General features: G+C 58.9%; 28 protein-coding genes. 8 read left to right on the top strand and 20 right to left on the bottom strand.

What is annotated here, in order from left to right; translation table 11 throughout:
• Positions 1 to 7: 7 nt before the first annotated feature.
• From RCAS_RS04990 to phnX, 9 genes are all read right to left on the bottom strand, one after another.
• Positions 8 to 1,615 (bottom strand): carboxyl transferase domain-containing protein, encoded by a 1,608-nt coding sequence (locus tag RCAS_RS04990; RefSeq protein WP_012119517.1) that lies wholly within the window; start codon positions 1,613 to 1,615, stop codon positions 8 to 10.
• Complete coding sequence (locus RCAS_RS04985; RefSeq protein ID WP_012119516.1) at positions 1,602 to 2,627, bottom strand: galactose-1-phosphate uridylyltransferase; 1,026 nt, start codon at positions 2,625 to 2,627, stop codon at positions 1,602 to 1,604. Before RCAS_RS04985 ends, RCAS_RS04990 begins: the two co-directional genes overlap by 14 nt.
• Before the next feature lie 75 nt (positions 2,628 to 2,702).
• Positions 2,703 to 3,290: an HD domain-containing protein gene (locus tag RCAS_RS04980; protein WP_012119515.1), complete on the bottom strand. Its 588-nt coding sequence runs from the start codon at positions 3,288 to 3,290 to the stop codon at positions 2,703 to 2,705.
• 5 nt (positions 3,291 to 3,295) lie between these two features.
• A complete protein-coding gene (locus tag RCAS_RS04975; protein WP_012119514.1) occupies positions 3,296 to 4,036 on the bottom strand; it encodes a hypothetical protein in 741 nt (246 codons plus the stop codon).
• A complete protein-coding gene (locus tag RCAS_RS04970) occupies positions 4,033 to 4,743 on the bottom strand; it encodes a fluoroquinolone export ABC transporter permease subunit (protein WP_012119513.1) in 711 nt (236 codons plus the stop codon). Before RCAS_RS04970 ends, RCAS_RS04975 begins: the two co-directional genes overlap by 4 nt.
• The gene (locus RCAS_RS04965) at positions 4,740 to 5,591 is read right to left on the bottom strand and encodes an ABC transporter ATP-binding protein (protein WP_012119512.1); all 852 of its coding nucleotides are present in this window, start codon (positions 5,589 to 5,591) and stop codon (positions 4,740 to 4,742) included. The genes RCAS_RS04970 and RCAS_RS04965 overlap by 4 nt, the downstream gene beginning before the upstream one ends.
• A gap of 4 nt (positions 5,592 to 5,595) precedes the next feature.
• The gene (locus RCAS_RS04960) at positions 5,596 to 6,246 is read right to left on the bottom strand and encodes a TetR/AcrR family transcriptional regulator (RefSeq protein ID WP_012119511.1); all 651 of its coding nucleotides are present in this window, start codon (positions 6,244 to 6,246) and stop codon (positions 5,596 to 5,598) included.
• A 427-nt stretch (positions 6,247 to 6,673) separates the two neighbouring features.
• On the bottom strand, positions 6,674 to 7,666 hold the full coding sequence (locus RCAS_RS04950; protein WP_049768794.1) for an alpha/beta hydrolase family esterase: 993 nt from the start codon (positions 7,664 to 7,666) through the stop codon (positions 6,674 to 6,676).
• A gap of 172 nt (positions 7,667 to 7,838) precedes the next feature.
• Positions 7,839 to 8,690 (bottom strand): phosphonoacetaldehyde hydrolase, encoded by an 852-nt coding sequence (gene phnX, locus RCAS_RS04945; RefSeq protein ID WP_012119509.1) that lies wholly within the window; start codon positions 8,688 to 8,690, stop codon positions 7,839 to 7,841.
• A gap of 158 nt (positions 8,691 to 8,848) precedes the next feature.
• On the opposite strand from phnX, the gene RCAS_RS24895 reads away from it, so the two are divergent.
• The 7 genes from RCAS_RS24895 (at position 8,849) to RCAS_RS04910 (ending at position 14,028) form a co-directional block, all read left to right on the top strand.
• Positions 8,849 to 9,262, top strand: a complete 414-nt coding sequence (locus tag RCAS_RS24895; RefSeq protein WP_157042551.1) for a hypothetical protein — start codon at positions 8,849 to 8,851, stop codon at positions 9,260 to 9,262.
• 37 nt (positions 9,263 to 9,299) lie between these two features.
• The gene (locus tag RCAS_RS04935) at positions 9,300 to 9,731 is read left to right on the top strand and encodes a hypothetical protein (protein ID WP_012119507.1); all 432 of its coding nucleotides are present in this window, start codon (positions 9,300 to 9,302) and stop codon (positions 9,729 to 9,731) included.
• A gap of 335 nt (positions 9,732 to 10,066) precedes the next feature.
• Entirely contained in the window at positions 10,067 to 10,681 is a 615-nt protein-coding gene (locus tag RCAS_RS04930) for a copper chaperone PCu(A)C (protein WP_012119506.1), read from the top strand.
• Positions 10,682 to 10,998: 317 nt separating this feature from the next.
• Positions 10,999 to 11,526, top strand: coding sequence for a DUF4405 domain-containing protein (locus RCAS_RS04925; protein WP_012119505.1), 528 nt, complete (start codon positions 10,999 to 11,001; stop codon positions 11,524 to 11,526).
• A complete protein-coding gene (locus RCAS_RS04920; RefSeq protein ID WP_012119504.1) occupies positions 11,523 to 11,903 on the top strand; it encodes a hypothetical protein in 381 nt (126 codons plus the stop codon). Before RCAS_RS04925 ends, RCAS_RS04920 begins: the two co-directional genes overlap by 4 nt.
• Complete coding sequence (locus RCAS_RS04915; protein ID WP_012119503.1) at positions 11,900 to 12,610, top strand: response regulator transcription factor; 711 nt, start codon at positions 11,900 to 11,902, stop codon at positions 12,608 to 12,610. Before RCAS_RS04920 ends, RCAS_RS04915 begins: the two co-directional genes overlap by 4 nt.
• A gap of 2 nt (positions 12,611 to 12,612) precedes the next feature.
• A complete protein-coding gene (locus RCAS_RS04910) occupies positions 12,613 to 14,028 on the top strand; it encodes a sensor histidine kinase (protein WP_012119502.1) in 1,416 nt (471 codons plus the stop codon).
• A gap of 81 nt (positions 14,029 to 14,109) precedes the next feature.
• On the opposite strand, the gene RCAS_RS04905 is transcribed toward RCAS_RS04910, so the two are convergent.
• The 10 genes from RCAS_RS04905 to RCAS_RS04865 all read right to left on the bottom strand — a co-directional run bounded on the left by RCAS_RS04905 (position 14,110) and on the right by RCAS_RS04865 (position 22,362).
• Positions 14,110 to 15,336 (bottom strand): DNA methyltransferase, encoded by a 1,227-nt coding sequence (locus RCAS_RS04905; RefSeq protein ID WP_012119501.1) that lies wholly within the window; start codon positions 15,334 to 15,336, stop codon positions 14,110 to 14,112.
• A gap of 2 nt (positions 15,337 to 15,338) precedes the next feature.
• The gene (locus RCAS_RS04900) at positions 15,339 to 16,196 is read right to left on the bottom strand and encodes a hypothetical protein (protein WP_012119500.1); all 858 of its coding nucleotides are present in this window, start codon (positions 16,194 to 16,196) and stop codon (positions 15,339 to 15,341) included.
• Between the two features lie 233 nt (positions 16,197 to 16,429).
• Positions 16,430 to 16,672, bottom strand: coding sequence for a YgiT-type zinc finger protein (locus RCAS_RS23765; protein WP_012119499.1), 243 nt, complete (start codon positions 16,670 to 16,672; stop codon positions 16,430 to 16,432).
• Positions 16,669 to 16,983, bottom strand: coding sequence for a DUF4258 domain-containing protein (locus RCAS_RS23760; RefSeq protein ID WP_012119498.1), 315 nt, complete (start codon positions 16,981 to 16,983; stop codon positions 16,669 to 16,671). Before RCAS_RS23760 ends, RCAS_RS23765 begins: the two co-directional genes overlap by 4 nt.
• Before the next feature lie 234 nt (positions 16,984 to 17,217).
• Positions 17,218 to 17,523, bottom strand: coding sequence for an IS1 family transposase (locus RCAS_RS26425; protein WP_198136002.1), 306 nt, complete (start codon positions 17,521 to 17,523; stop codon positions 17,218 to 17,220).
• Positions 17,520 to 17,789 (bottom strand): hypothetical protein, encoded by a 270-nt coding sequence (locus RCAS_RS04890; RefSeq protein ID WP_041330232.1) that lies wholly within the window; start codon positions 17,787 to 17,789, stop codon positions 17,520 to 17,522. The genes RCAS_RS26425 and RCAS_RS04890 overlap by 4 nt, the downstream gene beginning before the upstream one ends.
• A 393-nt stretch (positions 17,790 to 18,182) precedes the next feature.
• On the bottom strand, positions 18,183 to 19,313 hold the full coding sequence (locus tag RCAS_RS04880; RefSeq protein WP_012119497.1) for a sodium ion-translocating decarboxylase subunit beta: 1,131 nt from the start codon (positions 19,311 to 19,313) through the stop codon (positions 18,183 to 18,185).
• Positions 19,314 to 20,013: 700 nt separating this feature from the next.
• Positions 20,014 to 20,469: a biotin/lipoyl-containing protein gene (locus RCAS_RS04875; protein ID WP_012119496.1), complete on the bottom strand. Its 456-nt coding sequence runs from the start codon at positions 20,467 to 20,469 to the stop codon at positions 20,014 to 20,016.
• Positions 20,466 to 20,810 (bottom strand): OadG family transporter subunit, encoded by a 345-nt coding sequence (locus RCAS_RS04870; RefSeq protein ID WP_012119495.1) that lies wholly within the window; start codon positions 20,808 to 20,810, stop codon positions 20,466 to 20,468. Before RCAS_RS04870 ends, RCAS_RS04875 begins: the two co-directional genes overlap by 4 nt.
• Positions 20,811 to 20,820: 10 nt before the next feature.
• Positions 20,821 to 22,362 (bottom strand): acyl-CoA carboxylase subunit beta, encoded by a 1,542-nt coding sequence (locus RCAS_RS04865; protein WP_041331660.1) that lies wholly within the window; start codon positions 22,360 to 22,362, stop codon positions 20,821 to 20,823.
• 64 nt (positions 22,363 to 22,426) lie between these two features.
• On the opposite strand from RCAS_RS04865, the gene RCAS_RS04860 reads away from it, so the two are divergent.
• A complete protein-coding gene (locus RCAS_RS04860) occupies positions 22,427 to 23,332 on the top strand; it encodes a sugar kinase (RefSeq protein ID WP_012119493.1) in 906 nt (301 codons plus the stop codon).
• 1 nt (position 23,333) lies between these two features.
• Here RCAS_RS04860 and RCAS_RS04855 read toward each other — a convergent pair whose 3' ends face one another.
• Positions 23,334 to 23,858, bottom strand: a complete 525-nt coding sequence (locus tag RCAS_RS04855) for a PH domain-containing protein (RefSeq protein WP_012119492.1) — start codon at positions 23,856 to 23,858, stop codon at positions 23,334 to 23,336.
• Between the last annotated feature and the right edge of the window lie 2 nt (positions 23,859 to 23,860).

Raw genomic sequence — 23,860 nt, 5'->3', positions numbered from 1 at the left:
GTCTCCATTACATACGAAACACGCCAAACCGCGTTGTTTCGACCGGTGCATGAGCGGCGGCAGCCAGACCGAGCGCCAGCACCGTGCGCGTGTCTGCCGGATCGATCACCCCATCATCCCACAAACGCGCCGTTGCATAGTAGGGACTTCCCTCACGTTCGTAGGTTGCCAGGATCGGCGCGGTAAACGCCTCACGTTCGGCGCTGCTCATATCGAGGCCACGCGCCCGCAGCGCATCGAGGCGCACGGTCAGCAGAACGCTTGCCGCCTGCTGACCGCCCATCACTGAAATACGCGCATTGGGCCACATCCAGAGCTGGCGTGGCTCATAGGCACGCCCACACATCGCATAGTTGCCGGCGCCGAACGAACCACCGATGACGACAGTAAATTTGGGAACCTGCGCATTTGCAACCGCCATCACCATCTTGGCGCCGTCCTTGGCGATGCCACGCTGTTCATACTCCTTCCCAACCATGAATCCGGTAATGTTTTGCAGAAAGACGAGCGGAATGCCGCGCGCGCAGCACAACTCGATAAAGTGCGTCCCTTTGAGCGCACTTTCCGAGAAGAGCACCCCATTGTTGGCGATGATACCAACCGGCGCGCCGGCAATATGCGCAAAGCCACACACCAGCGTCTCGCCGTAGGTCGGTTTAAACTCGTGCATGCGGCTACCATCGACAATCCGGGCAATCACCTCGCGCACATCATAACTGGATCGCGGATCGCGCGGAATGATGCCGTACAATTCACGCGGATCATACAGCGGCGCCTCCGGTTCGCGCCACTCCCACAGCGCAGGACGGCGCGGACCCAGATGTTCCACAATGGAGCGCACAATTGCCAGGGCATGGAGATCATTTTCCGCCAGGTGATCGGCGACGCCAGAAATGTGGGTATGCACCACCGCGCCACCGAGATCCTCGGCGCTGACCTCTTCGCCGGTCGCCGCCTTGACCAGCGGCGGACCGCCGAGGAAGATCGTCCCGGCGCCGCGCACAATCACCACCTCATCGCTCATTGCCGGCACATACGCGCCGCCAGCGGTACACGACCCCATCACTGCCGCGATCTGCGCGATGCCTTTGGCGGACATACGCGCCTGATTGTAGAAAATGCGCCCGAAATGATCGCGGTCGGGGAACACCTCCGCCTGAAGCGGCAGGAAGGCGCCGCCGCTATCGACCAGGTAAATGCAGGGCAGATAGTTCTGTTCGGCAATTTCCTGGGCGCGCAGATGCTTTTTCACCGTCAGCGGATAGTACGTCCCCCCCTTGACCGTCGCATCGTTGGCAACAATCATCACCTCACGCCCGGCGACGCGCCCAATGCCGGTGACAATGCCGGCGGCGGGAACCGGCTCATCATACACCTCGTGCGCTGCCAGTGCGCCGATTTCGAGGAAGGGGGTCGCCGGGTCGAGCAGGCGTTCGATCCGTTCACGCACGAGCAACTTGCCGCGCGCCCTATGACGTTCGCGCGCCTCCGGGGGACCGCCGGCGCGCGCCTCCGCCAACCGGCGGCGCAGATCGTCGAGCAGCGTGGCATACGCCTCTGCATTGGCGCGAAAGGTCGCCGAGTGGGGATCAACGAACGACTTAATCGTAGTCATTGTCGGTCGAATCGTCAGGCAGAACGACGTTTCGCAAAAAACGGGCGCTCTCTTCGGGCAGCGCCGTATTGATGAACATCCCGGTGCCCATCTCGAACCCGGCAGTCTGCGTCACCCGTGGGATGACCGTCACATACCAGTGAAGATGGCGCGCCAGGCGTTCACTTTCCGGTGCCGAGCGAATAACATAATTATAGTCGGGATCGTTCAAGCCGTAGTAAATCCGGCGCAGCACATCACGCAGCACATGCGCCAGGTCTTCGATCTCATCAGCAGTGGCATTCAGAAAATGGGCTGTATGGCGACGCGGAACGATCCACAGATGGAACGGCGAATACGCAGCATAGGGAATAAACGCCGTAAAATGGCGACTGCTCACAACGATGCGGTCCTGTTGACGTTCTTCGTCCTCACGCATGCGGCAAAGCACACACTCGCCATAGTCGTCGAAGTAGCGTCGCGCCTCTTCATTGCGCACGCGAATGTCGTGGGGAACGACCGGCAGCGCCACTGCCTGCGCGTGTGGATGGAGCAGCGATGTTCCAGCCGTCGCGCCATGGTTTTTGAAGAACACGATATGCTCGATGCGCGGATCGCGGCGATAAATGGCAGCGCACGTCTGAAACGCCTGCAACGTCGTGATCAATCCCTCGACCGGCTCCAGCGCTGCGCATGTGTTATGACGCCGGGACTCGACCACAATATCGTGGTAACCAAACCCTGCCAGCGAGCGATTGATGCCTTGCAAGCGCCGCTGATACTCATCGTGTTCCAGCAGCGCCGGATAGCGGTTGCGCACCACGCGCACCTGCCAATCGCCGCTAGCAGGAATCCGAAAGCGTTCCAGATCGAGTTCCTCGTTGCCGGGGCAGAACGGACAGTTCGGATCGTATTCGGGACGGTCGAGAACGCTGCCGCGCGACGGCAAGATGAACTGTTCGGGCCGCCGCGCCCGCTCAGTGGCAATAATGACCCACTCGCGCGTCGCCAGATTCTGTCGGATCTCCGGCATAACGCTCCCAGTGACCGGACAGCGGTTCCTTGTGTCAACGACGGATAATGCGAGACAGAGATGTCGCAACTCTTCTCAATTATACTCGTGAACCGCATGTTCGAGATCGGCAATTGCGCGGGCAAGTTCCGCGACGATCGGATGATCGCCCAACGCGCCGCGAACCGCCGCCAGGATTTCGCGGTAGTACCAGAGCATCTGATCAGGACCACGCTTGAAACGTTGCCACACCGCAGCCCCAACCAGCGCCAGGTCTGCCATGATCGCATGGATATTATGCAGGGCATCAGCCGCTTTCAGCGCGGCGATCGCCGGATCGCCGCGTTGCAGGCGGGCAATCGCCCCGGTCTTGCGCTCCTCCCACGAACGCTCGCTGCCATCGCTCCGCTTCTGCTCGGACACCGCTTCGACCAGGCGCGCAACGTCTGCGCCAAACAACGCTTCCAATTCCTGTGGCGCAACACCGCAATCTTCGACCACATCGTGCAGCTCCCCGGCGACGACCACGTTCTCATCGAAGCCATAGCGCAGCAGAATGACCGAAACATGCACCACATGCGCAATGTAGGGAATGTCGGTTCCCTTGCGCACCTGTTGCCGGTGCGCGCGCGCGGCGAACTGAAGCGCCTGTTCGTACTGTTGGGAAAATGCCGACGTGACCATAACCTTCACCGGTGCATCACCGTATCGAACCGACGCGCCAGCACTCCGATGCCGATTGATTGATAGAGCAGGGCGACCAGCGCGTAGAGCCACACGCCAGGTTGCCCGCCTTCCAGCATCCAGTAGACCTTGACCATCCAGTAGGTGGGGATGACGCCAAACGCCAGTTCCCATGGCGATTGCACAAAAAAGGCAACCACCGGCAGCATCAGCATAATGCCGGAAAGTTTCATCAACGCAAATCCCTGAACCTTATTCTGCGCGAACGCCGCCAGATAGAGCGCGAACAGGGGCGCAAGCGGCGCCGCCACGATGCCGATGACCGCTATGTGCGGCAGGGAGAGCGCGCTCAACCCCGAGAGCGGGAAGATCACGAACAACATGGCGAACACCAGAAGAACGGGAATGGCAATGCGGTAGGCGAGGTAGCGCGTCAGAGAAAGGGGCGTCACCTGAAGGGCGATCAACGTCTGATCATCTTTCTCGTCGAGCAGGAGAAACCCGATCACTGCACCGAAGATGACCGGTGTCATGGTGACAAAAAAATACCCCAGCAGCGCCGGGTAGTACGGCGTCAGGTCGAGCGCGTAGCGTTCAATCAGGCGTGCAGTAAGGAGCGGCAAACCCCAGCGCAACAGAAGTGCGCCGAATACAGGGATGAAGATCATCCACGACAGGAGGCTATCGCGGCGCACACCGCGCACATCGATAGGACCAAGGGCGCGCACGGTTTGCATGACGTTCATTGTCGCCCGACTCCTTCCTTCGTAATCACAAAACGGTAGAACGCGCGCTGACCGATCACGTAACCGATGCCGACCCACACACCAGTATACACCACCGCATACGCCAGTTGCCAGGCAGGAAGCGGCGCATACGCGGCGTGAATCAGCAAGAGCGGCGCCTGTAACGGATGCAGGAAGAGACTCCAGTGCTGCCAGAGATCGAAGTAGGCGAGAAGCGGAAGCGAGAATCCCAGCGTCCAAAGCGCGGAAGGCAGCAGAAACTCGGTGATCGAGTCATAGCGCGAGACGACGAAAAAGCCATAGAACGCATACATTGCCACGAACCCCGCAATGCCCAGCAGCATCCACAGCCAGTTGAACGCCGGTCCGCTGACGATCAGGATCAGCGCCAGCGACTCCAGCGCCGAAAGCGCGAACAGACTGATGACTTTGGCGAGCAGATATTCATAGTCGCGTAATGGCGTGACAATTTGAGCCTCGAGCGTCCCCTCACCTTTTTCGAGCAGAACGATGCCCGCCATAAAGTAGAAGGCGTTGATCACCAGATTTTCGAGCAGGATTGGGGGCCACCAGATCGACCAGTCCACCGCGTCGAATTGCCGCAATACGAGCGCCGTCAGCGCCGCCACGAAGACCGATACGAAGTAAAAGCCATTGCGATACTGGCGCACAATGTCCCAGTACAGAGTAATGAGGAAGCGTTTCATATGAGGCTCCGACCGGTGACCTGAATAAAGATGTGTTCCAGCGTCGCTTCCTGGGTATGAATCGTTTGCACCGGATGACGCAGGCTTGCCAGGAAGTCGGAATTATCCGCCAATCCCTCGAGCGGGAAATCGCAGACGACGGGATGACCATTCGACAGATATTCGACGCGCACCGCTTTGCGCCCATAGCGCAACTTGAGCGCACGCGGCGAATCGATCACGGTAATGCGCCCATCGACAATAAAAGCCACCCGATCACACAGTTCATCGGCAATCGTCATGTCGTGGGTGGTCAGAAAAATGGTTCGTCCTGCCTCCTTCTGCGCGTTGATCAGGTCTTTGATCCGGCGCGCATTGACCGGATCGAGTCCGGCGGTCGGTTCGTCGAGAAAGAGGATCTGTGGATTGTGAATCAGCGCCCGCGCCAGATTCAGACGGATCTTCATGCCTTTGGAATACTGTGATACCAGCAGGTTGCCATCTTCTTCCAGTCCCACCATCGCCAGCAGCGTTTCGGGCGGCACGGTCGGGTTGGAGTAGAGACGACCAAAGTAGCGCAGATTCTCGAGTGCTGTCAGTTTCCCGTAATGATTCGGCAGTTCGAAACAAACGCCAATATGCTCGTAGTAGTCGTTCTTCCAGGCGCGCAGGTCGCGCCCCAACACCCGCACCACACCCGAAAAGTCGCGCAGGAGTCGGATGAGGATCTTCTGCGTGGTGGATTTGCCCGCTCCGCTGGGACCGAGAAAGCCAAAGATCTCTCCGGCTCGCGCCTCGAAACTCAAGTCGCGGACGGCAGGCGCATCGGCGCCCGCGTAGGTGAAACTCAGATGCTCGACAGTGATCATAGGATTACTTCTTTCGGAGTCCTGTTTCCAGAATGGTGATGACCTGATGAATTGCCCGGCGAACGTCGTCGTGATCGAAGGCATCCGCGCCGCTGACGAGTAACTGGTCCGGCAACACGCCGAAACGTTGCATGAGATGTTGACCCAGTTCGGTAAAGACGGCATTAAGCACAAATGCGGCAATATCGCTGTCGATCCGGGGATCGAGCGAGCCATTGGCGATGCCGGATTCGACCAGACTGCGAAAGTAGGCATAACCGCCACGCCGGATGACATTCAGCGTCTCTTCCGGCAGCGGCGCATCATCGAACAGGGCTTTGTAGGCGATGTGCGCCAATCGCGGATTGCGAAACTGAAACTGCATCCCTGCCTCGATCAACCGGCGCAGGTGCGCAAACAGATCGGTTGACGGTTCGGACGGTTGACGGCGCAGAAACGTGGTCTTCTCCTCGATGGCCAACTGAATGAGGTACAGGTAGCAGTCCTTCTTGTCGGCAAAATACTGGTAAAAACTGCCTTTGGCGATTCCAGCGCGCTCCGTGATGCGCCCGATGGAAACATTGTCGTAGTCGTTCTGCGAGAATTCGTCGAGCAAAACATCGAGTAATCTGGCGCGCTTCTCCTCGGGCAGATTGAAGAATGTCTCGGTCGGCATAGACTGCTCCGGCGACAACCGTCTCCTATCAAAGTGACCAATCGGTCATATGACCGATTGGTCATATTATACGCCGATTGTGGGAAATGTCAATTCGATGGTGTAACGGAGCAGCGCAGGGACTCAGAGATAGGGGCAGGCGCGCGACCAGCCCCTGAGGAGGCGCCATCATGAACAGGCGGCGCCGCGTGCGTCCGAGAGCAGGCAGCGGTTGTTCCATCGCGCGCAATATGGCATAGATCGTATCGCGCAGGCGAACGAACGCTTCCTCGGCGGCGAAGAAGACGTGGTCGCGGGCGGCGATGTTGGCGAGATCGGACGCGCCGCGCACAAGGATAGGATAGACTGCTCTGCTCGCGCTGAGCGCACGAACCCCTGCACCGGCGAGGCTGGTGCGGGATGTCCTCGCGCGCCAAGGCGATGGCGCTCACTCAGGAAAAAACGCATCCACAATGGTTCGGGTCGCATCCAGGTTGCGGCTCTGCGCCCCGGAAGCCGCGAGTTGCGCGGGGAGCGGGGGCCAGGTGTGCCCGCCTCCCCGCACAATATACCCAACGACGGTTGCGCCGTCGGCGCAGTTGAGGAACGTCCAACGTTCGACCAACGTGCCGTCGTCAATCTGTTGAGGAAGCGTTTCGACCTGTGGAACCGGATCACAGGCATTGGCGATGGCAAACGTCTTCACCGACTCAGTGTGCGACGCCACCTGTCCGCCTTCACAGCCGAAGCGCACATCCTGACAGACGTTGCCGCCAGCAAGCGGAACCAGTGGATCGGCATCGCCGTTGATGGCAAGAAGCGTCAGAGGCGCGTGAGGCGCGCATGTGGCAAACACCGGCGCCGGCATGTTCGCAATGACCGGAGCGATTCCGGCGAACACGCCACCGGTTTCGCACCCGAGGCGGTAGGTCATCATACCGCCATTGGAAGCGCCGGTGACATACACGCGGCTGGCGTCGAGCGGAACCCGACGACCAATGTCGAGGATCATGTCTTTGATGAAAGCCACGTCGTCGCTCCCGCGCTGAACCATCCCCGCCGTCCCGCGTCCATCGTTCCAGTGCGCGCCTCCACGAATGCCGGATGGCTGAAAGGCATCCGGGTACGCCACATAGAAACCGCGCGCATCAGCATATGCGTCGAAACCCAACAACTGCTGCATTTTTCGTCCCGTGCCACCCCCACCATGCAGCACGACCAACAAAGGCAGGGGATCACCTCGCGAGGCAGCAGGTGGAACGTGCAGAATCCAGGTGCGCACCACATCGTTCACATCCATCGACATAGTGTAATCACCAGGGTCCAACCTGGCGGGTGATGTGGCGTCCGGCGCGCTGCGGAAACGTCGTTCGAACGGTACGCAGGTTGCCAGCAGGAAGAGCGCAATACAGAACCAGATAGCATACGCTGCTTTCGTCATCGTCCCTGTCTTTCCGAGGCAATTCGATAGTTGCCTGTACGCTAAAGCATCCAGATGAAGCGCATGTCAAGATTGTGCGAGGAAGTTATGAAGCGTGATCACACACGACAGAGCGCTGCTTTGATGAACACACCCTGACACGGCGTTCGAGGTTTATGGCACGGGATGGCGGTCACGATTGCCACGATTCCATCACCGGCGTTTCCCCGCGCTGTAGCCGCTCTTCGATCTCATCGATAGCGTGAGGCAGATCCCAGATGCCTTCGATAATGTGATGCGCTCCTGCGGCGCGGAGTTGCTCACCGATACGTGTGTGCGCTTCCACCCGCTCCAACGGCGTGAGCGCATCAACGTCGGTTTGTGTCAATCCCAACAGGCTGCCGGTCAGTGTCACGCCTACTGTCCACATGCCTGCGTTCAATCCTTCCTCGATATCCACCGGCGTATCACCGACTTTGACCAGCGCTGCCATCGGGTAAACACCCAACTGCATGGCATTCCGAAAACACATCCAGGGCGCAGGGCGGCCGGCGGGCACATCATCGGGGCAGACGATGCTATCAGGACGATAGCCATGGGCAGCGGCAGCCGGCGCGAGCATGTCCATCATCGCGCGCAGATACCCGGTCGTCGAACCAATCCTTATCCCACGTTTGCGTATTTCTTTCACAACATCGATCAGTCCGGGAACGGGTATGGCATAGTCCTGCACAACGGACAGTTGCAGCGGGATGAACTGCGCAAACAGTTCATCGATGTCATGCTCAGTCGGAGACGCGCCAGAAACGGATCGCCAGGCGGCGGCGACGGTCGGGCGCGCGAGAATGGCGCGCAGGTGATCCTTCTTCATCAATCCCATGCCTGCGCGCGCGTCTTCTGGCGTGATGGTCACGCCATGCTGCTCGAACAGGCGGAGAAAGACGGCAACCGGCGCCCACGAGCCATAATCAACCGCTGTGCCAGCCCAGTCGAGGATCACCGCCTGAACCGGTCCGCAATAGGCGCGTCGTCTCATTGGGGGCATGATCCACCTCGCGTATCGACAACCGATCCCCTCTTGACAGACCCATCCAACACGATTAGTATAGTTCATACAATCAGATGCACCGCTGTATGGTTATTCTGTACAAAAAACAGATCGTCGCAGCACAATCATGTGTCGCTCAACGAGGAGGGCAGGACATGAGCTACCAGGAACGCCAACCCTGCGGACCAGTCGTCGTCTGTGACTGTTGCGGCAGCATTGGCGCCATTGGTGATCGCGACTGGCGACAGGTGCGCGGCAACGGGATTAACGACGCCAGGCATTTGTGCCGGGCGTGCCGCCGACGCGCCGTATGGTGCGAGGTGCATCAGACGTATCATCTGCCAGAGACATTTCACCGCCGACCATGCATTGCCTGCGGCGGACTGTTCACCGCTCAGGTGGCGTTGAACCTTGAATACTGCCCATCGTGTCGTCGTGAACGCGGCATTCTTGTCTCGATACCGGCGCAGGCGCGTAACGAACGAAAGGAATGGCGCATGTGGTCGTGGCTTTTTCCCTGGCGCGCACTGCGGCGTCATCGCTCCATCCGTTCCAACCCCCATCACTAAGGAGTTCGCTCCAAACTTTGTGGTATAATGCACAATCATGGAGCGTACACTGGCGAATATCAATGATCGGCGACCGGCGCGCCGGGCGTCGATCCTGCGACAGCGATTCGTGTCGGCACTGGCAGCTTTGCTGCTGGGAATCCTCAACCCACTCTTTTGTGTGCTCCATTGTTCCCTGATCGATGCCGAAGCGCACCGGTATGCGCCGGTTGGAAGCATGCGATTCGTGTGTCATCTGAGTAACGCATCACATGCATCTGCCGCAGATCAGGGACATGCCCCCGTCCAGCATTCTACCGCACCACGCGCCGTTTACGACGTCGTCCTGATGCTGCTTGCCATGGGCGTCATGTTCGTGCCCCTTACCGCGCGCCTGACGCCGCCTGCGCGACAACGCCGAAACAGGGAGTCGCCGGCGCCTCCGCTCCCTCCTCCCAAACTGTGGCACCTCCTGCCAGTACACGCATAATGTTCGGCGTTTCCGGGCGATGATCGGCGCCTGCGGCGCTTTCGCGCGACTTCGCCCACGACCTTATGCGACCTGGACCGTAGTGCTCCCACGCGGGTCGTCATTCCGAGCGAAGCGCGGAATCCCGGCGGTCATGCCATGCCGCGACCCTTCGCTCCGGCAACGCCTTCGCTTAGGGTGACCGGCGCGCGGCGTCGTGATGGGACACAGGGCAACGCCCCGTTGGCGTATTCGGAAGAGTGAGGATCACTTCTCACCTCCCGCCCAGCACCGACATCCCGGCACAAAAACATTCGTATCATGACTATGTATCATCAGGAAAGGAGTATGTCCCAATGAACCTCTCTCGGTTGCTTTTCGTTCTGGCAGGCGCGCTCGGGCTTGCAGCATGCACCACATCACCGACACCGTCTGCGGCGCCGGCAAACACCGGCGCAACCGGAGGCGCGACGATTCAGATCAGCGATCCCTGGGCGCGGGCGATGAAGATGGAAGGCGGTACGATGAGCGGCATGGAACAACCCACCATGGCGCCGGCATCCGGCGGCGGGTATGGCGGTATGGAGCCGACCAAAGCGCCTGAGCAGGGCATGGAGCATGGCGGGCATGGTGGTATGGATATGGAGATGGGTGGCGCAAACAGCGCCGCATACATGGTTATCCGCAATACCGGCAGTGAACCGGACAAACTGATCGCTGCGAGCACCGATGTCGCCAAAACGGTCGAACTGCACACCGTCATCGAGGAAGGCGGCATGATGCGCATGCGCCAGGTCGAAGGCGGCATCGATGTTCCTGCAAACGGTGAGGTTGTGCTGAAACCGGGCGGCTTCCATGTGATGCTCATCGGTCTGACCCGCGACCTGAATGCGGGCGATAAGGTGGAACTGACGCTCACCTTCGAGAAAGCAGGACAGATCCCGGTCACGGCGGAAGTGCGCCAACCGTAAACCTGGTGTATTCCAGCGGCGACGTTGCGTTGCAACGTCGCCACGCTGCTGCTTGTGATAGCGCATGTCCGCGACCCCAACAATTCCTCCATCGCTTCTTAACAATGCCTGAAAAAGGACTTGCTACGATGTGAGCGTCATACCAATGACGATTGACGATGCCGCATGCGTGTCATGCCGAGCCCTTCGCTTCGCTCAGGGTAAACTCAGCGCGGAATCGGAGCGGGTCGCGCACGATCCCTCGCGCTGCTCGGGGTGACCATGCCGGATGGTCACAGGTAACTGGTATCAGACAATCACATCGTAGCGAGGAGTTCATGAACACGCTTCCATCCGAGACCCGGCGGCGCACACTCACCAACCTGGCGCTCGACGGCGCCATGTTTGTTACTTTCCTCATCGCCACTGCGCCGCGCTTCACCGGCATCGCCATTCACGAATGGCTTGGAATCGCGCTCGGCGCCGCCGTCCTGACTCATCTGGTCATTCACTGGTCGTGGATTGTTGGCGTTACTCGGCGCCTCTTTGATCGAACAACCGGCAGCGCGCGTCTTAATTATGCGCTGAATACCCTGCTCTTTATCGTCTTCACGACAATTATCTTCACCGGCTTGATGATCTCGGAAACAACGCTTCCCTGGATCGGTATTCGCCCTGAGCGCGATCGCTTCTGGACGCAACTCCACCACCTGGCATCCGACGCGGCGGTGTTCCTGATCGGGGTGCATGTGGCGCTCCACTGGCGCTGGATCGTTAATGCCACCCGGCGGTTGCGCGCGCGGTTTTCCCGCACAGCACCATCCCTCAGCGCTGCTCCGGTTTTGACCAAGGAGGCGCAGCAATGAAGACCGTCTGGCGTATTGTCGCCATTCTGTCAGCGGCGCTGGTCGTTGCCGGCGCTCTCATCATGCTCCGGCAGACAGGAGTTCTGGCGAGGGCGCTGCCAGAGTTGGATCGCGCACACCTCGAAGCAAGGGGAGATCGTGACCGATTCGCACCCGGCGGCTTCGAGCGGAGTGAGCGCGGCGGGTTTGCGCCCGGCGGCTTCGAGCGCGACCATCATGCAGAGCGCGAACCGGATGTGCGTGGTATCATTGAGGTCATCAAAAATCTGCTGATCATTGGCATCATAACTGCGCTGGTTGTGGGAGCATCGCCGATTGCACGTCGTTTCCTGCGGCGACAACCTCCGCCGCGCGCACCGGCAGAACCTTCCGTATGAGCACGATTCTGGTTGTTGATGACGAGCCAGCGCTACGCGATATGCTCCGGCTCTATCTCGAACAAGAAGGCTTCCACGTCGTCGAAGCGGGCGACGGGAGGCGCGCGCTGTACGTGGCGCGCGTCGAAAAACCGGACCTGGTGATCCTTGACCTGATGATGCCGGAAATGGGCGGGTATGAATTCCTGCGCGCTTTCGCAAAAGAATCGCGCACGCCGGTGATTGTGCTGACGGCAAAGATCGAGGACACCGACAAAATCCTGGGGCTGGAACTCGGCGCTGACGATTATGTCACCAAACCGTTCAATGTGCGCGAGTTGATCGCCCGCATTCGCGCAGTTCTGCGTCGCACCCAGCAGGCGCCGCTCGAACCGGACGTGCTGCGCGCGGCTGATATTGTGCTCGACCGCACCGGGCGGACGGTGCGCGTCGGTGGACGATACATCGATCTCACACCATCGGAGTTTGCCATTCTGGCAACCCTCATGGCGGCGCCGGGGCAGGTCTTCTCGCGGCTCGACCTGCTCGACCGCGTCTCTGGCGATGCCTTTGAAGGCTCAGAGCGCACGATTGATGTGCATATCCGCAACCTGCGCGCCAAAATCGAAGACGATCCGCGCAATCCGCGCTATATTGAGACTGTATATGGCATGGGGTACCGCTTTGCGCTGCCGCGCACGCCGGACCCGTCGAAGACAGGCGCGTGACCATGCGATCCCTGACGCTCAAACTGACCCTGGCATTTCTGCTGGTCGGGCTGATCGGCTCGCTCCTGGTTGCGCTGATTGTCGGGTTGCGCACCCGCTCCGAAGTCGATCTGTTCCTCTCGGTCCGTGATCGAACGATACTGCTGAATGCGCTGCGCTCCTACCATCAGGCGAATGGCGGATGGGAAGGAGTCGAGCAACTCCTCGAACGGACGGCGCCGCTCGACTTTTACAGCCGGAACCTGATCCTGGCAGACACGAATGGCGTGGTGGTCTACGGGCGCCGCCCCTACCTTCCCGGTCGCCGGTTGAGCCGTGGCGTCCTCGCGCGCGCCGAGCCACTGCGATCCGATGGCAATATCATCGGCTATTTCTTCTTCGTTGGTCCGCCACCTCTCCCTATCCTCAACGATCCGCGCTGGGCAGCCGAAGCCGCGCTGCTGCAACGGCTCACGGCGGCAACGGTGCTGAGCGCAATGGGCGCAACCGTTGTCGCGCTGATCGTCGGTATCGTGCTGGCACGCACACTGACCCGTCCCATCCGCGAGTTGACGGCGGCAACACGCGCGATGGCACAGGGGCGGCTCGATCAGCGGGTGACGGTGCGTTCACGCGATGAGATCGGCGAACTGGCGCAGGCATTCAACCAGATGAGCGCCGACCTTGGGCGAGCCATCCAGGCGCGCCGCCAGATGACCGCCGACCTGGCGCACGATCTGCGCACGCCGCTGAGCATCATGCGCGGCTACACCGAGGGATTACGGGATGGACGGATCAACGGATCACCCCGGATTTATCAAATTATGCACGGTGAAGTCGAGCACCTGCAACGCCTGATCGACGACCTGCGCCTGCTATCACTGGCGGACGCCGGCGCACTATCGCTCAACCGGCGCGCCGTCGATCCGCGCGCGCTCCTCGAACGCGCCGCTCTGGCGCACATGGTGCAGGTCGAATCGCGTGGACCAACCATTCGTGTGGAAGCGTCCGACTCACTCCCGGCAGTGTGGGTCGATACCGACCGCATGGCGCAGGTGCTGAACAATCTCCTGGCGAATGCGTTGCGCCACACACAGGAGGGCGAAATTGTGCTGGCGGCGCGTGAGGCGGAGAATCGGCGCATCATTATTGACGTGCGCGACACAGGCAGCGGCATTGCGCCGGAAGACCTGCCGCACATCTTCGAGCGTTTCTATCGCGCCGATCCTGCGCGCACCCGCGAGAGCGGGCAGAGCGCCGGTCTTGGACTGGCAATCGCCAAAGCCATCGTCGAAGCGCATGGCGGTTCGATCAGCGTTACATCGACCGTCGGTATTGGCACCACCTTCACCATCACCCTGCCGGTGGCGCCCGCATCGGAAACCTGCACCGAACCGCAGACAACATCGCATACCGGTGTCCACCTGAGCCATCCATAGCGCGTGTGACCCTATCAGGGCAGTCATCCCTCGCTTACGGGACGAACAACGTTTGGAAACATTTTTGACGAAAAACCGGGCTTAAGGTTTTCGCGCGCATATAAGATATTCATACAGATCCTTCTTCGATGTTCTCTTCCGAATTGGACGAACGTCTACATCGACGAAACCACGTTCACTGAACATACTGGCAAAAATCGCTTCAACCGGCACAATGACATCGTAAAACTTTGAATTTCCGACAATGTAGTAAATCGATCCACCAGACTTGACCACCAAGAACAGGTCATTAATGTGATCTGCCATATCATAAAAGTATTTATGCACGTATCGGGCGAGCAGATCGCTTTTTACCGATATTTTTGCAAGAATGCCCGAAAATTCAGGATACGGAATAGCGCGCGTTTCCGGCGGCGACCACCTGCCGACGTTGCTCGTCGCAACGCCCCAGGTTCCACCAATTGCTTGCCAGTCCAGTTCACCCGCTTCGCGTCCATCACACAGGTAGCCCAACCAGTACATATACGGACGCAACTCACGAATATAACTCATTCTGTTCGGATATGGCGGAGAGGTGATGACACATGTATAAAAATCATGGGGAAGGACAGTTGATAATTTCCGCGCATCGCACAAAAAAATTCCTGGCTTTGTCTGCACCTTACTCTGAGCAGAAATGTACAGGTCTTCTACTACCGCCTGCCAGGTCATCAACATATCATCAGCCGCTCGATGAAACAGCGGTAGATTGTTCTGTGTCTTGAAGGACATCGATTGATGGTTAAAACTCGCACTCGAATGAGCGATCATTGTCCTACAGAAAGCAACTTTGAGCAAGTCCACAACCTTCTCAGAGCAAAAATCCGATATTCGGCGAATAAAACCCATCATTCCTCCCAGGATACGAAGGACATCAACACTCCACCATTTTTCGATCTGGTGGATGGGAGGAGTCCATATATCGTTTCCACCAGAGTTTTCTATTAATTGAGCAACATATTGAGCATTTGATCGAAATGCAGTCAGATGAGCCGAATCATACGCACCAACCTTGGTTTTGGTGAGCCAAAGCAGAAAAGGATTGATATCAGTCGTATCGACAGGAATACCTCGTTCGGCGCATGCAAGGGCTGTTGTTCCAGTTCCGCAAAAAGGATCGAGAACAACCGTGTCATGAGGTGTTATTTGGGAGAGCACATCCTGAACCAGGTGAACCGAATATGCAGGGGTCAACCTGAGCCATCCATAGCGCGTGTGCCTGAGATTGGCTTTGTGGGTGAGGTGAGCGAATAATCCGAGTTGCTGCATTGTTATACCGGTTCTTCTGGAGAAAGTAGCGTTTCGAGTAAATCTTTAACCAATTTTTTGATGTCTTCGGAATGACACTCAAAGAAGTTAGCCAGATCGTATCCTATCGCGTTTCGACAAAACGCATACGTGCTTTCGATAGACGAACCATTCTTCGTACCCGTCAGGATAATCCAGTGGCGCTCCTTGTATCGCTTCGCCACATCACTATCGATCTGGGTTGAAAACAATATAATCGCCGGCATATATTTATGCACATATGCGTTCGCAGCGTTGGCGATGTCGGCGTTTTGACGTTTTGAGTCCTTGCTCTTGTACCCCTGACGCACCTCGAAGACACATCCTTTGATGCCTTGCAAGGTATCTTCCGGTAAACCAGCCAAACGCCCGGCGTCACATATCCACTGCTGTACCCTGCGCTGGGCTGCCGCATTCCTCACTTTATCAATTTCAATACGCCCATCCAGTGAAAGTCTCCGAGACTCGATAACGTAACTCCAGGCGGCTTCTTCTGAGGATAGTCCAAGATGATCATGCACCATCTGATTGAAAATCCGCTGACAGGCAATGCCTATCTGTCGATAGACAGATGTAATGCCGCCAGCCGCCTTGTGTGCAGCATACATAAGCGGGGAGTCAAGCCCGATCCAATGGTAGAACGGATCATTTTCATAAAGAGTTTGGAACTCTTTCAATGTAAGTCCTGAACCAGATCCCCCGCCAAACCTGGGCTTGTAGTCCCGGCACTGATCTAATGCCGACTCAAAGATTTTGAAGTAGTGATCATCATACTGCTTCTGTTCTGGATGCAGTTGCGCACCTTCATCAGGAGCATTATCGGTCTGAATGTCATCTGTCATAATTTACACGATACCAGTACAATGATCTGCAAATGATTGTACCAGTCTCCGTCCTACAAGACAATGCCGACTGTTACCGGTTTCGTACTGACGCGGTGTGCAAAGATCGAGGACACCTGGATCACCCCAGAATCCCGCTCACCAGCGCCAGCAGCGCGCCGCCGGCGAGCTGAGCACAGCGAGGCGAAGCCTGTCGGGTGCATGCACTGGTTAGCCAGCCCGTGAATGTGAATCTACGCCACCTGAAAAGTCTGACCAAGTGGCTGAAACTCGGCAGTATCTTGCCGTTCCAGTTTCTGCCGAATCTGTTCAAAGCGTCTGACCGTTTCAACGGAATACAAGCGTTCACCACATCGCAGGCATACATCCGCATGCACCTTGAGCACTGCGGTATGAATACCGCCTTTGAGTAGTTTCTCTACTTCCTTCTCAACTAGTTCACCCCCACAAACAGGGCACTTATCAAAAGGGTTCATCGCTTTCTCCTAATACGCCAGTTGATCCACCGTTCAGGATCAGGTCGGTACACAGTGATCAACACAGCCCATTGGGTTCCTGGATTGTAAGCCCAAACACTGTGAATCGGCTCTCCGATAAAACTATCTCCATATATCAAGCAACTTGGATAGGGCTTGTCGGTTGGATAGTCTTCAATAATCTCTCCATGCAGGATGCTGAAGAAAATCTCATCAAAGGACAGATGATCTGCCTGTGCTTCTTCGTCAGCGTGTTCAGTGATGCGAATACGATTGTGACGGATAGCGTCAATAATGTTTTGGATGTCCACGAGATAGCCCTGCCAGGAGGATCGTGATTTCTATTGTATACCACCGTAGCAGAATAGCAAAGGGCTGGCTAACGCCAGCATCAGCGGCGCGCGGAGCAAAGCGAAGCGTGTCAGGTGTGTTGGGCTGCTTGTTGTGTTGTGCGACACTGTGCTTGGCGTTGTGCGGATTATCGGGTCACGATTTTGTTGCAGGGGCATTTTTGTCAATCATTGTTGTCCGAAACGCGGTGGTGGTCAAGTAACAAGTGATAGATGGTGACGGATGATAAAGAGCCGTGTCACGATTTCGTGCATGCTGTCCGACTTCGAAAACGACCATGTTCTTCTGACGAATCGTGCGCAAGATTGTCTCAAGGCGCCGGACCGACGTTCCATGTGATTGGTTTGCCCGCTGCCTTTGCCGACACATTCGTGTGTCTCGGCCGGAGAGGCCAGTTGGCAAGCTTGCCAGAAGTCGCTGCACCTCCGGCAACCTTTGTACGCCGCCGGAATGTGCTCCCACAGGTTGCGACAGGTCGCGTCGCTCCGATCTCCAATCACAACGACCGTGATTTGGCGCGTTCGACGGCGCCATCACCGTCCACAACCAACGTTTGTTCCATCTTTCCTGGACAAATGACCACAATCGGCTTCCAGAACATCTTCGAGCTCGGCAGGGAGGTGCGTCTTTTCACGCGGCGCCGATTTAATGCCGACATAAGGATCTTGAAGTAGCGCTCATCCAGCGACGAAGCCTGTACCGGCGGCGGAGGCAGCGCTCTGGCATCAGCATTATTATCGGTCTGATCCCAGACGTCGTCTGGCATAGTGTACCCGATGCCGGATGCAACGATCTATGAACAATTGTACCACGTTCCGTTTTACAGGACAATGCCAACTACCAGGGGGCCAGGCATGAATTGTCAGGCGGCAAGAAAACGCATCCATGCTGCACCCTGGCTGGCGCCTGCCCATTACACTCCCCGCTTGCGGGAGGTGTGATAGGCAGGCGTTCCGCCGGGCGTCCACCTGCGCGGTTCGGCACGCTCAACGCGCGTGGACGCCGCTGTTCCCGTCCGCGTAGGCGGACGGTCGGTCACAGGTCCGTCAAAGGCGATTTTAATCGCTGGCAACCGGAGCGCCGTTCCCTGACAAATCATGCCCGCATCCTGCTGGATTGTACAGGCGCGGTGTGCTGGTATCGAGCACGCTGCATGCTCTTACCCCAGAATCCCGCTCACCAGCGCCAGCAGCGCGCCGCCGGCGACGACGCTGCCCAATTGCCCGGCGGTGTTGGCGCCCATGGCATGCATCAGGATGAAATTGTCGGGGTCTTCGGCGAGCGCCACTTTTGCCGCCAACCGCCCTGCCATCGGGAAGGCGGAAATGCCGGCCGCCCCGATTAACGGATTGACCGTCCCGCCGCTGACCAGCGCCAGAACCTTGCCGAACAGCAGACCGGCGACGGTATCGAGCACGAACGCCAGCAGCCCCAACCCCAGCACCTGGAGCGTCACCAGGCTCAGAAACGACTCGGCGCCCATCGTCGAGCCGATGGTCAATCCCAGGAACAGGGTAGCGACATTGATCACTTCATTCTGCGCCGCGTTGCTCAATCGCTCGACCACGCCGCTTTCGCGCAGCAGGTTCCCCAGCATGAGCATACTGATCAGCGGCGTCGCCGCCGGAACCAGCAGCCCTATGATCAGTGTGACGACAAGCGGAAAGAGGATCAGCGCCTGCCGCGAGACCGGCCGCGGCGCGTATGCCATGCGGATGCGTCGCTCGCGGCGTGATGTCAGCAGCCGCATCAGCGGCGGTTGGATGATCGGCACCAGGCTCATATACGAGTAGGCTGCGACGGCGATTGGGGCAAGCAGTTCCGGCGCCAGTTGCGAGGCAACATAGATCGACGTGGGACCGTCAATCGCACCGATGACGCCAATCGATGCCGCCTGATTGAGCGGAAAACCGAGAAGCGTCGCCAGGATCAGCGTGCCAAAAATGCCAAATTGACCGGCAGCGCCAAGAAGCGCCATACGTGGCATTGCCAGCAACGGGCCGAAATCGATCATCGCGCCAACGCCGATGAAAATGAGGAGTGGGAAGAGTTCGGTGCTAATCCCGGCGCGGTAGAGAATGCCAAACAACCCTTCGCCGTCGGTCATGCCGGTGAGCGGAATGTTCGCCACCAGACAACCAAACCCAATCGGCAGCAACAGCACCGGCTCATACTGCTTCACCACCGCCAGCGCAATCAACGTCGCCGCAACCGCGATCATCACCAGGTTGCCAGGCGTCAAGTTCGCCAGACCTTGGATCAATTCCGGGATGAGTGTCGAGAAATCCATTATGCGCGCCGATGTCTCCCGCCAGTCCCGCGTCAAAGGAGCTGCGTGCAATCACCGCGCACGTGATGGTCATAATACTCATGCGCGGTCATTCGTACCATACTGCCAGGGCGCACAACAGGACGCCGGGGCGCTGTGGGCGAAAGCCCTCGCTGAGGACGCAGTTCGACCATGCTCGCCACAAGCGGAAGCCCCGTCGGGCGGAGCGATGCCGCTGCGCCGTCGGGCGTCCGCGCCACGCCTGCCGGTGCGCGTTGACCGTTGCGCCTTGCCCAACGAACCCTCGAACATCGTGTCGGACTGACCGCACGTTAGTATAAGAAATAACCCGCATTGCCCGGTCCAGCCCGCGAAGGCAAGTTGCGCTTCCCGTAGCCTGCGAATTCAGTCGCCGGGCGGGGAGACGGATCGCAGAGTATTTACTCACATTCCCTCCGCGCGTGTGCCGCCGGTCAGGATTGGCGGCGCAGAGCGGCGGGAGCGACGGAGTGTTTCCTGTTCATGAGACTGCACCCCTGCACTTTCTTATAGAGTGATCAACCGGATGTTCACAATCATTGCCCGTGTTGACCGTCTTGCGGCTGACGTCGGCTTCGACAGGCTCAGCCAACGTCAGCCGCTCCACGTCCTTGAGCGTCCAGGTTTCTGGGTGATCGCTCTAGCAGGTGTTCAACAAAGGCGTTTATCCAACAGTGAACAGTTACTCCGACTTAATGACCATCAACGGTTGGTGGTGCTTCACATGCTGCCCATCGCTCACATAGACGGCTGAAACGACGCCGGACTGTTTTGCACGGATGCTGTTCTGCATCTTCATGGCTTCGAGCACGCACACTTCCTGCCCTGCCGTCACCTGATCGCCGGGTTTGACCCGAACGGCAAGGATGACGCCGGGGATCGGAGCGCGCACCGTCCCGCTCTCGATTGGAGGCGCCGCAGAAGGCGCAGATACGGCGGAGGGCGACAGAGAAGGCGCCGGGGATGCGGGTGGCGCCTGCGCCTGCCGACCATCGAGCGATCCGACGGGCAGAGCGGAAGCGGACTCGGGCCAGACCTCGAAGCGTTCACCATCAACGATTGCAACGACCGGACGCGAATGGAGATCGACAATCTCAACCTCGTATGCTGTTCCCTCGATAAGCACGCGCACCTTCATAAGCGCTCTCGCCCCTCCTGCCCCACTCGAGCCATACGTCCAGCTGCTTGCCAGGGGCTGACCGTCGATGTAGTGGCGACCACGCTACGCGCCGCCTGTTCGCGCGCAAGCACAATTGCCACCGCCGCTGCCGCTGCGCGTCGCCGCCGTTTGGAAAGGTCTGGTTGCACCGGCAACGAAGGGCGTTCATCCGCCTCGGCTGCGGCTGGCGTCTCCCCAACGCTTCTGGAAGTCAGCGCCGTCAGCAGCGCCATCAACCCCCACAGCAGCAAGAGCGCACCAAAGGTGATGCTCATCCCGATCACCAGCAGGGACAACGCGATCCTCAGATTGTCGGGCATGGGTCGCTCCTCACACCGGCATATTCCCGTGGCGACGCGGCGGCGGCGCCACCGACTTATCGCGCAACGCATCGAGCGCAGCAATCACCCGCGCGCGCGTCTCGCGCGGTTCGATCACATCATCGAAGAAGCCGGCCGCTGCGGCATGGTAGGGATTATTGAATTTTCGTTCATATTCACGCGCGAGACGCGCGCGCTCGGCGGCCGGATCGGGCGCGCTGGCGATCTGATCGCGGTACAACAGATTCACCGCGCCATCCGCCCCCATAACTGCCACTTCGGCGCTGGGCCAGGCGAAACTTATGTCGCCTCCCAACGATTTGCTGCTCATCACGATATATGCCCCGCCATACGCCTTACGCGTCACGATGCTAATCTTGGGCACGGTCGCTTCGGCATAGGCATAGAGCACTTTCGCGCCATGTCGAATGATACCGCGATGCTCCTGGTCGATACCGGGCAGAAAGCCAGGCGAGTCGACGAACGTCACCAACGGGATGTTGAAGCAGTCGCAGGTGCGCACAAAACGGGCAATTTTGTCAGAGGCGTCAATATCGATCACGCCTGCCATCACGCTCGGCTCCTGCGCCACGATACCGACGCTCCGCCCACCCATCCGCGCCCAACCGGTGATGGCATTCATTGCCCACATCGGTTGCAACTCCAGCCAGCTGCCGTGATCCACCACACGCTCGACGACATCGTGCATACGGTATGCCTTCCCCGGATCGAGCGGAACAATCCGGTTTAATTCCTCATCGGCGCGCAGCGGATCATCATCAGTCGGAACGAACGGCGGGTTTTCGGTGTTGTTCGAGGGCAGGTACGACAGCGCCAGACGGCAGAGCGCCAACGCCGTCTGATCATCCGGCGCCGTCAGGTGACAGGCGCCGCTGATCGCCATGTGAACATATGCGCCCCCAAGCCCTTCCAGATCGATCGTTTCGCCGGTGACCTCCTTGATGACATCGGGACCGGTGATGAACATGAAGGATCGGCGTTCGACCATAATGATCAGATCGGTGACGGCAGGCGAATATGCTGCGCCACCAGCGCACGGACCGAGCATAACACTGATTTGCGGCACAACGCCGGAGCATTTCGTGTTACGGCGGAAGATCTCACCGTAGCCGCCAAGACTGTGGACACCCTCCTGGATTCGCGCGCCGCCCGAGTCGATCAATCCGATAATCGGCGCCCCATCGCTCAATGCCAGGTCCATCACCCGGCAGATTTTGCGCGCCTGCGCTTCGCCGAGCGACCCGCCGAGCACCGTGAAATCCTGCGAATAGACAAATACGGTGCGTCCATCGATCTTGCCGTAGCCGGTCACGACACCATCGCCATAGAATGTTTCGCCATCAACGAGCCTGCCGGTGGCGAACGGCTCGAATTCGTAGAAACTGCCGGGGTCGAGGAGCAGATCAAGCCGCTCACGCGCTGTCAGTTTGCCGCGCGCATGGTGACGGGCGATCCGTTCCGGTCCGCCACCCTGGCGCGCGCGCTCACGCAACGCGCGCAGTTCGAGAATCCGCGGATCATCAGCAGTCATCATCTGTTGCTTTCCGGTCTTACCCGCTATCGTGGTAGAATAGCCTCACAAGGAGTATCTGCCTATGCCTGATGTCGTCACCCTTGGCGAGTGCATGGCTGTCCTGTACCCGCCCGATCCCGTCTCCCTGGACGAAGCGCGGACCCTGCTGATCGACATTGGCGGCGCAGAGGCGAACCTCGCCATCGCCCTCTGCCGTCTTGGTCACAGCGCGCGCTTTATCAGTCGCGTTGGCGACGATCCATTCGGCAAACGAATACGCACCGTGCTGTCCAATGAAGGGGTCGATACCTCATCGCTGCGGACCGACCCCGACGCGCAAACCGGTGTGTTCTTTCGGGAATGGCTTGCCGACGGCGCACGACGTGTCTACTATTATCGCCGCAATTCGGCTGCCAGTCGAATCGGACCGGACGACCTGACGCCGGCGCAGTTCAGCGGTGCGCAGATCGTGCATCTGACCGGCATCACCCCGGCGCTGAGCGCATCGTGCGCTGCCGCGTGTATGCGCGCCATCGATCTGGCGCGCGCCGCCGGCGCGCTGGTTTCGTTCGATCCCAATTTTCGCCCGCGATTGTGGAGGGCAGCACAGGCGCGTGACACGCTCATCCCCCTGATGCGCGCTGCCGATATCCTGCTCATGGGGCACGAAGATGCTCAGGCGCTCTTCGAGGTCAGCAACGATGATGATGCGCTGGCAACGGCGGCAGCGCTTGGCGCGCGCATTGTCGTGTTGAAGTGCGCCGAACGTGGCGCGCGCGCACTGGTTGCCGGGCAACGCCTGGCTGTCCCGGCAGCGCCGGTTGCGCATGTCATCGACCCGGTCGGAGCGGGCGACGGCTTCAACGCCGGATTTCTGGCGGGATGGTTGCGTGGATGGAGTATTTCCGAGTCGCTGACGCTCGGCGCCCGCATTGGAGCGGCAGCGGTTGCGACCCTCGGCGACTACGCCGGGTATCCGCGCCTCTGAGTCACATCTGTTCCCGGAACGACACACCGTACCGTTTACGCGCATCGAGCCAGGCGCGTCGGATGAGTTCGCGCACCTCTTCAGGTTGGTGAACGTTGCGCAGCGTGGCTTCTGGGGTTGAAACATCAGCGCCGCGAAGATGAATATCACCAATTCCCAGGATGCGCTCGCCAGCATTTTGCGAGAAATCGACGTCCTGCAACCGCACGAGTTCAATATCATCGACCGCGCGCCCGATCAATCCCCGGTAAATACGCACGCGCTCGGTCGTCAGCACATACCGTTCGGTCAGTGACAGAAACGGGCGACCTTCCCACAATATGCGTTCATCGCCGGAGACCTCGGCGGAAACCGGCGGCGCAACCTCATCGAGCATCTGATTGACCGTCGGCAACAGCGTATCGGCGATTGCCGCCACCAGGCGATCCTGCTGATCACGCGGAACTGACGAGAGATCAACACCACTCTGCGCAATCGCCTGCCAGATAGCAGCAACCACACGGGCGCGATTTTGTTCAAAGGTCACAG

Source organism: Roseiflexus castenholzii DSM 13941, assembly GCF_000017805.1.
Lineage (GTDB): Bacteria > Chloroflexota > Chloroflexia > Chloroflexales > Roseiflexaceae > Roseiflexus > Roseiflexus castenholzii.
This window is presented reverse-complemented; position numbering and strand designations above follow the sequence as displayed.